The organism is Micromonospora sp. NPDC049836 (assembly GCF_044465125.1).
Lineage (GTDB): Bacteria > Actinomycetota > Actinomycetes > Mycobacteriales > Micromonosporaceae > Micromonospora.
Genome location: NZ_JBITLH010000002.1, coordinates 164583 through 177425, shown reverse-complemented (window position 1 = coordinate 177425; position 12843 = coordinate 164583). Strand labels below are relative to the sequence as shown.

The window sequence follows — 12843 nt, the reverse complement described above, 5'->3', positions numbered from 1 at the left end:
CCACGACCCGAGGAGAGGCTATGCGTGACCCGGTGGAGGACACTCCGTCCGGCGGCCTGACCGGCTTCTGCGGCGATCCGGTCCGCCAGGCCTGTCGGCTGGACGGACCGGTGGCCGGCTGGCTGGTGACCGGCGGCGAGGCTGACCTGTTCGCGGTGCGCCGGGCCGGCGTGCGCCCGTCGCGCCGGTATCACGTGGCCAGACTCCCGGCCGGGGGCCTGGTGCCGACGTCCACCGCGATCGGCGCCTGGCAGCTGATCCTCGTGCCGCTGCCCGGCACGGAGCTGCGCGGGCTCGCCCGGGACCAACTGGCCCTGCTGGAGCGGCACGTCCGCCTCGGCCGGGAGCCCGGCACGTCGGGGCGGGCCGGGGCCGCGGCGCGGGAACTGATCGCGGCCGTGGACGCGGTGCTGGTCGGCGTGGCCGACGCGCTGCGGCGCGGGCAGGCGCCCCGGGGCGCGTCCACCCTGCGCGGGCGGGAGATCGTCTCGCTGGCCGAGGGGAGCGCGCTGACCTCCACCGGCGGCGCCTGGTGGTTGCGCAGCGCGGGCGGCCAGTTGCGCCGCAACGACGGGGGCCCGGCGGAGATGTCGGGTGAGCGGGAGTTGCTGCTCGTGGTGGGCCGGGACTGGGTGGTGGCCGAGTCGGCCTGCGTGGTGGAGAGCCACAGCAGCGGGGACCTGCTTGCCACCGGTCAGCTCCGGTCGGCGGTCGATCAGCACGTGGCCCGGCTGCTGCGGATGGTGGAGTCCCGGATCGAGGAGGCGGACGGGGCGCTGCTGGACGCGGTGCGCCGGCGCCGGCAGATCGACGCGGCGATGCTCGCGGCGGCGGCCCGCCGGTCGATCGGCGTGCTCGGCGTGGGCGAGACGGTCACCGTCCCGGACCCTGAGCCCGGCTTCGACCGGTACGGGCGCGCGGCGGCGGTGGTCCGGGTGGTCACCGAGGGCACCGGGAGCCCGGTCAACGAACCCCCGGACCGCTCCCGGACGCCGCTGGACGACCGGGCCGCCGTGCACGCGGTGGCCCGGTCGTCCAGCCTGTACCTGCGGGAGGTGACCCTGCCGCAGCGGTGGTGGCGCCGGGACCTGGGGCCGCTGGTGGGGTGGCGGACGGGGGCCGACCCGGCGCACGCCGTCGCGGTGCCGCTGGTGTTCCGCCGGGGTCGCTACCACCACGTCGATCCGGACACCCGGGCGCTCGGCGCGGTGGACGCGGCGTCGGCCGCGGCGTACGCCGCCGAGGCGACCCAGGTGCAGGCGCCGCTGCCGCCGGCGGCCCGGATGCGGCACCTGCTGCGGGCCGGACTGGTCGGCGCGGCCCGGGACGTGCGGGGCCTGGTCCTCGCCGGCGCCTGCGTGGCGCTGCTGGGTCTCGGCGTGCCCCTGGCCACCGGCGCCGTGCTCGGCCGGCTGGCCCGGCAGGGCGAGGTCGACGGGCTGTTCGGCTTCCTGGCGCTGATGCTCGCCGCCGCGGTGGTGGCCGGGCTGGTCGGCGTGGTGCAGAACCTGCGGCTGCTGCGGCTGGACGGCCGGTTGCAGTCCGGCGCCCAGTTGGCGATCTGGGACCGGCTGATGCGGCTGCCGGCCCGGTTCTTCACCGGCCGCAGCAGCGGGGAGATCGCCAACTCGATGCTGGGTATCTCGTTCGTCGGCGAGGCGTTGAGCGCGCTGCTGCCGCAGATCGTCTCGGCGGGGGCGACCGTCGTGGTGACGCTCGGGATGCTGCTCGTGGTCGAGCCGGTGCTCGGCTGGTGGGCAGCCGGGATCGTCGCCGGCACCGCGCTCGGGTTCGCGGGTTTCGCCGTGCTGATCGCCGGTCAGCAGCGGGTCGCGCTGCGCGCCGAGCACCGGGCCGCGGCGTTGACGAACCAACTGCTCGGCGGCGTCGTCAAGATCAAGCTGGCGGCCGCCGAGGCGCGCGCGCACGCCCGCTGGTCCGAGGTGGCCGCCGCCGCCCGGGCGGCGCTGCAACGGGTCCGGCAGAGCCAGGCGGGCCTGGTCGCCTTCGCCACCGTGCTGCCGGTCGCCGGCCAACTGGTCCTGTTCGCCGTGTTGATGGGGCCGCTGGCCGGGCAGGTCGCGCCGGCCGACTTCTTCGTCCTCAACGTCGGCTTCGCGATGCTGCTCGGTGCGCTGCTGGTGCTGGTCTCGGCCGGCGTCGAGGTGATCGCGGCGGTGCCGCGGCTGGGCAGCCTGCGGGAGATCCTGCACGCCGATCCCGAGGCCCGGCCGGACCGGATCGACCCCGGCGAGCTGAGCGGCGAGATCGCGCTGCACCGGCTCACCTTCGCCTACCAGCCCGACGAGCCGCCGGTGCTCGTCGACATCGACCTGCGGGTACGCCCCGGTGAGTTCGTCGCGATCGTCGGTCCGAGCGGCTGCGGCAAGTCGACCCTGCTCCGGTTGCTGCTCGGCTTCGAACGCCAGCAGCAGGGCGCGGTGCTCTACGACGGTCAGGACCTCTCCGAGCTGGACGTGCACGCGGTGCGCCGGCAGTGCGGCGTGGTGCTGCAGGACGGCCAGCTGTTCGCCGGATCCGTGCGGGACAACATCTGCGGCGCCGGCAGCTTCCCGCTGGACCAGGTCTGGGAGGCGGCGCGGATGGCCGGTCTCGCCGACGACCTGGAGGCGTTGCCGATGGGGATGAGCACGATGGTGCCGTTCGGCGGGGGCACGCTCTCCGTGGGCCAGCGCCAGCGGGTGCTGATCGCCCGGGCGCTGGCGCCCCGGCCCCGGATCATCTTCTTCGACGAGGCGACGAGCGCCCTGGACAACCGGACCCAGGAGGTGGTCACCCGCAGCACCGCCGCGCTCGCCGCCACCCGCGTGATCATCGCGCACCGGCTGTCCACGGTCCGGGCGGCGGACACCATCGTGGTCCTCGACGGTGGGCGCATCGTGCAACGGGGGAGCTACGACGAGCTGATGGCGCAGCCCGACGGGCTGTTCCACCGGCTGGCGCGGCGGCAGCTGCTGGCGGACCCGGACCGGCCCGACGCCGAACGGCAGCCGGACGGCCAGCCGGCGACGGGCTGAGGCGCCGGTCAGCCGTTGTCGATGAGCGTGCTGTCCTCCAGGCACACGCCCGCGTCGAGGTGGTTCTCCAGCAGCTCGGCGACGTGCGCCTCGGCCTGGTTCTCCACCGCGAGCCGGAACGCCTCGGTGAGGATGCCCACCACGCCCTGGGTGAGCAGCAGTGTCTCCCGGTCCAGGTCGGACCAGGACGCCCGGGAGCCGCCGCGTACCGGCTCCGGCGACAGGGCCAGCATCCGCGCGGTGACGGCGGCGACCAGCTCGTCGGCGATCGGCCGGAGGCTGTCCAGCACCTCGCTGAGGGTCTGCAACGCCGGCACCGTGCCCATCCGCAGCCGGTGCAGCTCCAGCGCGGCGCGCAGCGGGCGGGGCCGGACCGTGCGGACGGTGCCGTCGGCGGCCCGTCCGATCACGCCGTGCCGGGTCAGCGCATGGGCCAGCGCGGGCCGGTCGGCGGCCAGCCGTTGCAGCATCGCGGTCAACCCGTCGGGCGCCTCGTCACCGGCCCGGACCCCGAGCATCGCCTCGATGGAGACCAGGTTGAAGCCCTGCCGTTGCAGGGCCAGGATCGCGTCCAACCGGCGGACGTGGGAGTCGTCGTAGAGCGCGACCCGGCCGCGCCGCACCGGCGGGGCGAGCAGCCGCCGGGCCTGGTGGGCGCGGATGTTGCGCGGCGACATGCCCACCTTGCGGGCGAGTTCCTCCACGGTGTAGCCGGCGGGACCGCCGGCCGGCGCCGCCGCGGTCGTCATCTGGTCGATGGTCACGGTGGCCTCCGGGAGCGCTCGGCGACGAACACGGCATCCCGTCCACCGCTTCCGGGTGGACGCCCCGTTGATCGCAGCGTATTGGCGGGCACCGGGCGGGTGACAGGCGGGGAATTACTACTTGTCCACCGCGACGCCGGTCATTAGAATCCTCGATCCGTCGAAGACGATGATTGCCAATTACCCCGCTTTCCCCGTGGCCCGACCGTTTCCCGGCCACATTCGATGAAATTCCCGTTCGCCGGCCGGGCCGCGTCCCCGGGTGGCCGACGATGAACCGGAACCGGGCGGCCGGAACCGACCGTGCCGCCCGCCGACGTCATCGCCCGATCGCGGGCGGTCGCATGCGGAAGGGAGCAGGGGTGATGACACCTGTCGATCGAGCGGTCTTCGTGGCCGCGTACAGCCGGCTGGTCGCCGACGTCTGGGCCGACCCGGCCAGGGAGCAGGCGCTCGACCGGGACCCGCGCGGTTTCCTCGCCGGCTACGGGCTCGCCCTGCCCGAGGAGGTGCAGGTCCGGGTGGTCCGGGACGCCGCGGACGTCGATCCTGACCTGGAGGTGCAGGTCGAGTCCTGGCAGTCGGCGACGACGACCGGGACCTTCCTGCTCTACGTGCCGTCGCTGCAGCCGGTGGCCGAGGCGGAACTGGCCGAGGACGAGTTGGACAGCGTGGTCGCCGGTCTGGACTCCAGCTGTGCCTGCTGCTGCCCGTGCTGCTGCACCTGACATCGATGTCTGCCGCCGGTCGGCCCGCGCGGCACATTCTGATGGCAGCCGGCAGAAATCCTTGATTGTCGAATCCCGAGCTTTCTAGCGTTCTCGCCACAGCAATTCACCCCGCCAGTTCCGCGGCGATCCCCGAGGGAAGGACCACACGATGAGCAATGACGAGCAGGAATACGGCGCGAGGTTCGTGACCAAGTACTCGGAACTGGTCACCGCGGTGTGGCGCAGCGACGAGGAGTTGGGGCGACTCCTCGCCGACCCGACCGGCTACGCGACGGCCGCCGGCCTGCCGGTGGCGCCCGGCGCGGTGGTCGAGGTCGACCGGGCCCAGCCGGCCACCCTCTACACCAAGGAGCAGATCGTCGCCGACTGGTCCGGCACGCCCGGGCGGCACGTGCTGCACGTGCCCGAGGTGCCGCTGGTCGACCTCAACGAGCTCACCGAGGCGGAGCTGGAGAGCGTCGCCGGCGGTGTGGCGGCGGTGGCGGACAACAACGTCAACGTCATCGCCGTCCTCATCGTCTGAGTTTCCCCCACCCCCCGCCGGGAGCCTCGATGACTGACCCGACCGAGACCATCGCGTTCCGCTCCGGGACCTACCGGACGGCCACCGTGGAGCAGACCTGGGAACGGGTCGGTGGCCTGCTCGACCGGTTCCGGATCACCCGGGTCGCCGACATCACCCGGCTCGACGAGATCGGCCTGCCGGTGCACGTCGCCTACCGGCCCGTCGGGGCCACCATGGCGGTGAGCGTCGGCACCGGCGCCACGGCGACGCAGTCCCGGGTCAGCGCGGTCATGGAGAGCATCGAGTCCTGGCATGCCGAGAACCTCCGGCCGGGGACCGTCGTCCGGTCCCCGGCCGAGGCGCTCGACCTGCCGTACGACGTGCGGTGGCTGCACCTGGCGGAGCGGTCACCGTTGACCCCCGCCGTCCAGCTCGACTGGGTGGCCGGCCGTGGTCTGGTGACCGGCGCCGAGTGCCTGGTGCCCCGCGCCACCATCGAGCTCGACTTCACCGTCCGGCGGGGCTGGGACCGCGCCCTGTTCACGCCGAGCAGCAACGGGCTGGCCACCGGGAACACCTTCGCCGAGGCGAGCCTGCACGCCCTGCTGGAGGTCGTCGAGCGGGACTGCATCGCGCCGTACTGCACGTCGGCGCTGGCCGAGCGGACCTACACCGACCCGGGCACCGCCACCAACCCGATGACCCGCACGGTGCACGAGGCGCTGGTCCGCGCCGGCTGCTGGGTGGAGGTCTGCGACATCACCAACGCCGTCGGCGTGCCGTGCTACGCCGCCTCGATCTGGTCGCCGGACCTGCCGGTCACCTTCGGGGGCTTCGGCTGCCACGTGGACCCGGAGATCGCCGTCGGCCGGGCCATGTCGGAGGCCGCCCAGTCGCGGCTGGTGATGGTCTCCGGAGCCCGGGACGACATCGACGCGACCGCGTACCACGACGTCGGCGCGCCGCCGGTGCCGCCACCCACCGTCGACCGGCCGCTGGCGCCGGTCCGCCGGGACGCCCCACCCGAGGGGGACGTGGCCCAGGTGCTGCGCGAGCTGGCGGCGCGGGTGCAGCGGATCACCGGTGTCGAACCGTTCAGCGTCGACCTGACCCACGACGACATCGGCATCGCGGTGAGCAAGGTGTTCGCCCCCGGCCTGCGGATGTTCGACGAGCGGGCCCTGAGTACCCGACCGGGAGTGCCCCGTGACTGACGTCGTCTTCATCGGTCCGAGCCTGCCGGCCGGCGAGGTCGTCCGGCTGCTGCCCGACGCGCTGGTGCTGCCGCCCGTCGCGCACGGCGACCTGCTCCGCCTCGACGTCGGCCCCGGCGACCGGGTCCTCATCGTCGACGGGTTCTTCCTGCAGCACCCGCCGGTCCGCCACCGGGAGATCCTCGACCTGCTCGACCGCGGGGTGACCGTGGCCGGCGCCGCCAGCATGGGCGCGCTGCGCGCCGCCGAACTGTGGCCGTTCGGGATGCGCGGCGTGGGCGAGGTGTTCCAGCTCTACCGCGACGGCGTCGTCACCGGCGACGACGAGGTGGCGGTGGTGCACGGGCCCGCCGAGGAGGGCCACCGCACGCTGAGCGAGCCGCTGGTGAACGTGCGGGTGGCGCTGCGCCGCGCCGTCGCCGCCGGCGTGCTCGACGACGCCGAGGCCACGCTGCTGCTGGAGATCGGCCGGGACCTGCCGTTCCGGCAGCGGTCGTACCGCGCGCTGGAGCGGACCGCGCCACCCGGGGCGACGGACGCGGTGCACCGGTTCCTCGCCTGGCACCGGCGCGACCCGTGGGACGCCAAGAGCGCCGACGCCCGACTGCTGCTGACCATGGCGGCGGCCGGCGCGCCCGAGCTGCGCCCCCGGTACGCCGGCGACCAGCCGATCGACAACCTGCACACCCGCTTCCTCGACAGCTGGCGGGCCCGGTTCGCCGGCACGCCGGCCGGCGGGCACTGGGTCAGCGACCGGGACCTGGCCGCGGTGCTGATGCTGCTGCACCCGGAGGCGCCGGCGTGGCACCGGCGCGGGGTCCTGGCCGGGCTGGCCGAGGTCGACCTCGCCGATCCCGCGGTCGAGGACCGCGCCGTCGAGGCCGCCCACCGGCGGGGACTCACCGGCCCGCCGCCGGACGGGTGGGACTGGCTGACCGCGGCGGAGCGCGGACTCGACGACCGCGAGGCGGTCCTGCGGGTGCTGGTGCGGGCCTTCGGGACCACGCCGTACCGCAGCCTGGCGCTGTGGATGGTCGCGGCGCCGCTGCGTACCCCCGCGCTGCGCGACGCCGCGCGGCAGGTCGCGGCGACCGCGGCGGCGCTGAACGAGACGCTCGTCCCGCGTACCACGGGGCACCGCCGTCCGGGTGGCCGGCTGCACTTCCGCACCGAGGTCGTCGACGCGTGCTTCGCGCGGCTGTGGGGCTGCGCCGCCGACGGGCTGGAAGCGGCGGCGTGGGACCGGGGCTTCGTCGACCTGGCGGCGTTCCGGTACGCCGCGGAACCCCTGGTGGCATACGTCAAGGCGGTCGGGGCCCTGCGGTTGCCGGCGGTGGCCGGGGACCGGATGCGCGAGAACACCCCGGCCGGTGCACCGGCCCGGGTCGGCTGAGGAGGGGTCGATGAGCGGCACGGTGAAGGCAGCACTGATCTACCCCCCGTTGACCGATCCCACCTCGGGCTACCACTCCCTGAACTACCTCGACTCGTACGCCCGGGCCCAGGGGCACCGGCCCGCGGAGATCATCGACGCGAACATCGAGGCGTTCCACCACTCGCACACCCCGGCGGCGTACCAGTGGCTGCGGCGGGAGCTGTCCCGGGTCTCGACCGACGACCTGCGCGGCCCGGACGCGCTGATGGCCCGGGCGAACCGGCTCGGCCTGCCCGACCCGGACCCGGAGCGGCTGCGCCGCTCGATCGGGGTGCTGCGGGATCCGACCCTCTTCTACGACTACCGGCACTACCAGGACGCCGTCGAGGGCGTCATCTCCTGGATGGACGCGCTCGGCGCGGTCGGCTTCCCCGGGCAGTTCCGGGCCGGCTTCCGGCTGCACCCACCGCCGATGGTCTCGATCGGCTCGGTGGCCGCGCTGACCGACGAGGCGGTGCTCGGCCGGCTCAACCGGCCCTTCCAGCCGTACTACGAGGACGTGTTGATCCCGCGGCTGGCGGCCGGCGGGCACCAGGTGATCGGCATCAGCGCGACCTACCAGTGGCAGTTGCCGTTCGCGCTCTGGATCGCCCGGCTCGTCCGCCGGGCCTGCCCGGACGTCTTCCTCGTCGCCGGTGGCACAGAGATCTCCGACGTCTGGAAGTGCGCCAGCAAACCCGAGTACGTCTTCCAGGTGCTGGCCGACTTCGACGCGATCGTGGTCGGCGAGGGGGAGAGCGCGTACACGGAGATCCTGGACGCGGTGGCGGCCGGGACCCTGCCGGCCGGGCACCCGAACGTCCGCCTGCATCCCCGGTACGGCCGCCAGCGGCAGTTGCCCCTGCGCTACGAGCGGCTGGGGGAGCTGCCCGTGCCGGACTTCTCCGGCCTGCCCTGGGACCTGTACCTGAGCCCGGAGCGGTTCGTCTACTACTCGCCGACCCGGGGCTGCTACTGGAACAAGTGCACGTTCTGCGACTACGGCCTGAACACCGACGGTCCCACCAGCCCGTGGCGGCAGGACACGGTGGACCGGATGGTCGCGGACGTCACCCAACTGTCCGCGTTCGCCAAGTTCATCTACTTCTCGGTGGACGTGCTCGCGCCCGCGACCATCCTGCGCTTCGCCGAGCAGGTCGTCGACCGGGGGCTGGACTTCCGGTGGGGCGCGGAGATCCGGCTGGAGAAGTACTGGTCGGACGAGCGCTGCGAGCTGTTGCGGCGCAGCGGCTGCGTGGCCGTCTCGGTCGGCTTCGAGTCCGGCAACCAGCGCATCCTCGACCTGATCGACAAGGGCACCAAGCCGGAGCAGGTGCGTCGCACCATGACCGCGATGACCAAGGCCAACATCGGGGTGCAGATGATGGGCTTCACCGGTTTCCCCACCGAGACCCGGGAGGAGGCGCTGGACAGCATCACCTTCCTGCGTGACAACCCCGACCTGTGGACGCTCGGCGGGCTCGGCGATTTCATGCTCACCCCGGGTGCCATCGTCGCCAAGGACCCGCAGCGCTTCGGGATCACCAACGTGCGACCGGTGGAGGGCTCGGACATCGTCCGGATGCTGCGGTACGACGAGCCGGTCACCGAGGCGGCGCAGGACGAGGTCGCCCGGGCCAAGGCCGACCTGAACCCGGGGCACTTCCACCGTCCGTGGCTGGGCAGCACCGACACCCCGCACACGTTCTTCTACCACGACCGCTACGGCACGGCGGTGCGCGGCGTGCTCGCCGCCGACCGGGTCCGGCTCGACGCCGACGACCGGACCGAGTTCCTCGCCAACGGCCGCTTCGTGGACGACGGCGACGAGCAGCTCCGGGAGGCGTACCGGCGGGTCCAGTCGGACGACCCGGACGGCGCCGGCGAGCTGCCGGCCGGCCGGCACCTGTTCCGGCGGGCCGACGGCCAGGTGTTCGCGCTCAACCGCAGCAGCCGGCTGTTCCTGGACCTGTTCGCCGAGCCGCTCACCCTCGCCGACGCGCAGCGCCGGCTCTGGGTCGTCGAGCCGACGGTGGCCGAGCGGGTCTGGCGTACCTTCATCGGGCAGCGGCTGATCCGCCGGCACCAGATCCCGGACCGGGCCGCGTCGGCGACCTGAGCCGCCGCGCCGGGCGGGGCCGACCTCGGCTCCGCCCTGCCCGGCCGCCGCGCGCCGGGTGACCGGGGCCGCCCTTTGATCGCCGCCGCTACCGTCGCCGTATGTCGCGGCCATGGAACATCCGTCGGCCCTACCCGAGAATCCCGCTCGCCCTCCTGCTGCCGTGCGCGCTCCTGGTGGTTCTCGGGATCTGGTCCGACCCGCGGCCGCCACGGCCACCGGCCGGCGTGCTCGTGCCGGCGGAGGTGCTCGACGGACCGGGCCTCGCCGGCGCGGTGCTGGTGCGGGTGGATCAGCCCGGGGACCTGCCGGTCCTGTGCGGGATCGAGCGGACCGTCTTTCCCGGCGGGCGCGTGCCGGCCGTGGGTTCCCGGATCACGGTCGACCGCACACCAACCGGCTGCGCGCTGCCGCCGGTGACCGAAGGTCAGGTCCCCGGCTGGGGGCTGAGCGTGGCCGGGCTGGTCGGGACGGCCCTGATGATCTTCTGGCTCTGGGCCGGCTCGGCGCGCGCCGCCCGGCGCCGACGCCGGCGGAGGGAGGCGCGGGCCGCAGTGGCGGCGCGGCTCAGCGCACCTGGGACAGGAACCGGCGCAGCCGCGGATGCTGCGGCGCCTCGAACACGGCGGCCGGCTCGCCGGCTTCGAGGACCACGCCGCGGTCCATGAACGCCACCGTGTCGGCGACCTCGCGGGCGAAACCCATCTCGTGGGTGACCACCACCATGGTCATCCCGGCGGCGGCGAGGTCGGCCATCACCGCGAGCACGCCCTTGACCAGCTCCGGGTCGAGCGCGGAGGTGGCCTCGTCGAAGAGCATCACCTGCGGGCGCAGGGCCAGCGCCCGGGCGATCGCCACCCGCTGCTGCTGCCCGCCGGAGAGCTGCGCCGGCCGGGCGTCGGCCTTGTGCGCGAGCCCGACCAGGTCCAGTTGGGCCCGGGCGAGCCGCACGGCCTCCTCCTCGGGCAGCTTCTTCAGCTTGCGCAGCGCCAGGGTGATGTTGCGCAGCACGCTCAGGTGCGGGAAGAGGTTGAACTGCTGGAAGACCATGCCGACGCGCTGGCGCAGCGCGTCCGGGTCGTCGTGCAGCACGCTGCGTCCGTCCAGCAGCACGTCGCCCCGGTCCGGCTCGATGAGCCGGTTGATGGTGCGCAGCAGGGTCGACTTGCCGGAGCCGGACGGCCCGATCACGCAGGCGGTGCTGCCCCGGGCGACGTCCAGGTCGGCGCCGCGCAGCACCTGGTGCGACCCGAAGGCCAGGTGCACGTCCCGGACGGCGAGACCGACCGAGCCGGCGGGGGCGGTCGTGGTGGTGGTGCTCATCGCGGGTCCTTCCCGGTGCTGGCCGGCGCGGGGTCGACGTCGAGGTCCGGGTCGGGCAGGGCGACCGCCCGGCCCTGGCGCAGCCGCCGGTCGAGCCAGTTCACGGCGTGGGTGAGCGGCACGGTCAGCGCCAGATAGAACAGCCCGGCCAGCAGCAGCGCCGACTCGTTGCCGGTGGTGGCGGCGTAGTCCTGACCGATCCGGAACAGCTCCCGCTGGCTGGCCACCAGGCCGAGGAAGTAGACCAGACTGGAGTCCTTGATCAGGGCGATGAGCTGGTTCACCCAGGCCGGCAGCACCCGGCGTACGCCCTGCGGGATGATCACCAGCCGCATCGCCTCGCCCCAGGAGAAGCCGAGCGCCCGGGCCCCCTCGAGCTGGGCGGCCTCGACGCTCTGGATGCCGGAGCGGAAGATCTCCCCGAGGTAGGCGGCGGCGATCAGCGACAGCGCCAGCACGCCGAGCGGATAGGGGTTGGGACCCCACACCCGCATGCCCAGCGGCGCCAGGCCGACGCCGATGAGCAGGATGGTCGCCGCCGCGGGCAGGCCGCGGAACACGTCGGTGTAGACCCGGGCCGGCCACCGCAACCAGCGGGTACGCGAGATTCCGGCGACCGCCAGCAGCATGCCCAGCACCGAGCCGAGCAGGGCGGCGGAGACCGCCAGGAGCAGCGTGTTCGGCAGCCCGACGGTGACCATCTCGGGCAGCGCCTCGCGCATCGAGGCCCAGTCGAAGAAGGTCTCCCAGAGGGTGCTCAGTGGATCCATGTCTGCCTCCGCCCCGCTCGTGCCACGTCGGTCCGGTCAGGAGGCCGCCGACGGCGACGGCACCGCGACCGTGCCGCTGCCCGGCGTGAAGTCGGCCGGGATGGGCCGGCCCGGGTAGTACTGCGCCTCGAGCTTGCTCCAGGTGCCGTCGGCGATCACCTCGTCCAGGCCCTTGTTCAGCGCCTCGCGCAGCGTGTCGTTGCCCTTGGCGACGGCGTACGCGGTCGGCGCGGGGCTGAGCTGCTTGGCGGCCACCTTGATCTTGCCGTTGCTGTCCGCGGCGGACGTGTCGCCGATCTCGGCCGGGGCGATCCAGGCGTCGGCGGTGCCGGCCTTGAGCTGGTTGACCGCGCCGTTGTAGTCGGGCACCCGCACCGGGTTCAGGTTCTGCCTGGTGGCGTAGTCGTCCTGCACGGTGCCCTGCACGACCACCACCCGCTTGCCGGCGAGCTGGTCGAAGCCGGTGATCGTCGAGCCGGCCGGCACGTCCAGTCCGAAGTAGCCGAAGTCGTAGCCGTTGCCGAAGTCGACGGTCTTCTTCCGCGCCTCGGTGATCGTGATGGACGAGCTGCCCACGTCGAACTTGTGGTTGTTGACCTGCGCCAGCAGCGCCGAGAAGTCGGTGCCGACGAACTCCACCTTCAGCCCGGCCCGGGCGGCGACGGCGGTGAGCAGGTCGTTGTCGAAGCCGGTGAACTTCCCGTCCTTCAGGTACACGTTCGGCGGGGCGTCGGTGAGCGTGCCGGCCCGCAGGACGCCGGGCTGGAGCAGCCCGTACGGGTTGGCGGCCTCGCTGGTCGAGCCGTCGTCACCGCAGGCGGTCAGTCCGGTGGCGGCGAGCACGGCGGCGGCGCCGAGCACGGCGACGCGGGTCAGGGCGGTACGGATACGCACGTGTCTTCTCCAATGTGGACGGCGACGCGGCGCGCGCGTCGCCGACGGCACCGCCGGACAGGGCGGGGCCG

General features: G+C 73.8%; 10 protein-coding genes. 6 read left to right on the top strand and 4 right to left on the bottom strand.

Features of this window, described 5'->3' with window-relative positions:
- The first annotated feature begins 20 nt into the window (after positions 1 to 20).
- Positions 21 to 3038: an ATP-binding cassette domain-containing protein gene (locus ACIBPB_RS05340; protein WP_396838332.1), complete on the top strand. Its 3018-nt coding sequence runs from the start codon at positions 21 to 23 to the stop codon at positions 3036 to 3038.
- An 8-nt stretch (positions 3039 to 3046) separates the two neighbouring features.
- Here the strand turns inward: ACIBPB_RS05340 and ACIBPB_RS05335 are convergent, their stop codons facing one another.
- Entirely contained in the window at positions 3047 to 3802 is a 756-nt protein-coding gene (locus ACIBPB_RS05335; RefSeq protein ID WP_396838331.1) for a MerR family transcriptional regulator, read from the bottom strand.
- Between the two features lie 365 nt (positions 3803 to 4167).
- Between ACIBPB_RS05335 and ACIBPB_RS05330 the strand changes: the two genes are divergently transcribed.
- The 5 genes from ACIBPB_RS05330 to ACIBPB_RS05310 all read left to right on the top strand — a co-directional run bounded on the left by ACIBPB_RS05330 (position 4168) and on the right by ACIBPB_RS05310 (position 9785).
- Positions 4168 to 4530, top strand: a complete 363-nt coding sequence (locus ACIBPB_RS05330; protein WP_156313155.1) for a hypothetical protein — start codon at positions 4168 to 4170, stop codon at positions 4528 to 4530.
- Positions 4531 to 4681: 151 nt separating this feature from the next.
- On the top strand, positions 4682 to 5056 hold the full coding sequence (locus tag ACIBPB_RS05325; RefSeq protein ID WP_156313154.1) for a hypothetical protein: 375 nt from the start codon (positions 4682 to 4684) through the stop codon (positions 5054 to 5056).
- A gap of 29 nt (positions 5057 to 5085) precedes the next feature.
- Positions 5086 to 6252: a YcaO-like family protein gene (locus tag ACIBPB_RS05320; protein ID WP_396838330.1), complete on the top strand. Its 1167-nt coding sequence runs from the start codon at positions 5086 to 5088 to the stop codon at positions 6250 to 6252.
- On the top strand, positions 6245 to 7645 hold the full coding sequence (locus ACIBPB_RS05315) for a TfuA-like protein (protein WP_396838329.1): 1401 nt from the start codon (positions 6245 to 6247) through the stop codon (positions 7643 to 7645). The genes ACIBPB_RS05320 and ACIBPB_RS05315 overlap by 8 nt, the downstream gene beginning before the upstream one ends.
- Positions 7646 to 7655: 10 nt before the next feature.
- Positions 7656 to 9785, top strand: a complete 2130-nt coding sequence (locus ACIBPB_RS05310; RefSeq protein ID WP_396838328.1) for a B12-binding domain-containing radical SAM protein — start codon at positions 7656 to 7658, stop codon at positions 9783 to 9785.
- A gap of 567 nt (positions 9786 to 10352) precedes the next feature.
- Here the strand turns inward: ACIBPB_RS05310 and ACIBPB_RS05305 are convergent.
- The 3 genes from ACIBPB_RS05305 to ACIBPB_RS05295 are packed head-to-tail and all read right to left on the bottom strand — an operon-like array spanning position 10353 to position 12772.
- Positions 10353 to 11108 carry an amino acid ABC transporter ATP-binding protein gene (locus tag ACIBPB_RS05305; RefSeq protein ID WP_396838327.1) on the bottom strand — a complete coding sequence of 252 codons (756 nt, stop codon included), beginning with the start codon at positions 11106 to 11108 and terminating at the stop codon, positions 10353 to 10355.
- Complete coding sequence (locus ACIBPB_RS05300) at positions 11105 to 11878, bottom strand: amino acid ABC transporter permease (RefSeq protein WP_396838326.1); 774 nt, start codon at positions 11876 to 11878, stop codon at positions 11105 to 11107. Before ACIBPB_RS05300 ends, ACIBPB_RS05305 begins: the two co-directional genes overlap by 4 nt.
- A gap of 36 nt (positions 11879 to 11914) precedes the next feature.
- Positions 11915 to 12772 carry an ABC transporter substrate-binding protein gene (locus ACIBPB_RS05295; protein WP_396838325.1) on the bottom strand — a complete coding sequence of 286 codons (858 nt, stop codon included), beginning with the start codon at positions 12770 to 12772 and terminating at the stop codon, positions 11915 to 11917.
- Between the last annotated feature and the right edge of the window lie 71 nt (positions 12773 to 12843).

What these genes read in the sequence shown, in the direction of transcription:
- ACIBPB_RS05340 (WP_396838332.1), top strand. Translation starts at nt 21, where the DNA reads ATGCGTGACCCGGTGGAGGACACTCCGTCCGGCGGCCTGACCGGCTTC.
- ACIBPB_RS05330 (WP_156313155.1), top strand. Translation starts at nt 4,168, where the DNA reads ATGACACCTGTCGATCGAGCGGTCTTCGTGGCCGCGTACAGCCGGCTG.
- ACIBPB_RS05325 (WP_156313154.1), top strand. Translation starts at nt 4,682, where the DNA reads ATGAGCAATGACGAGCAGGAATACGGCGCGAGGTTCGTGACCAAGTAC.
- ACIBPB_RS05320 (WP_396838330.1), top strand. Translation starts at nt 5,086, where the DNA reads ATGACTGACCCGACCGAGACCATCGCGTTCCGCTCCGGGACCTACCGG.
- ACIBPB_RS05310 (WP_396838328.1), top strand. Translation starts at nt 7,656, where the DNA reads ATGAGCGGCACGGTGAAGGCAGCACTGATCTACCCCCCGTTGACCGAT.
- ACIBPB_RS05305 (WP_396838327.1), bottom strand. Translation starts at nt 11,108, where the DNA reads ATGAGCACCACCACCACGACCGCCCCCGCCGGCTCGGTCGGTCTCGCC.
- ACIBPB_RS05300 (WP_396838326.1), bottom strand. Translation starts at nt 11,878, where the DNA reads ATGGATCCACTGAGCACCCTCTGGGAGACCTTCTTCGACTGGGCCTCG.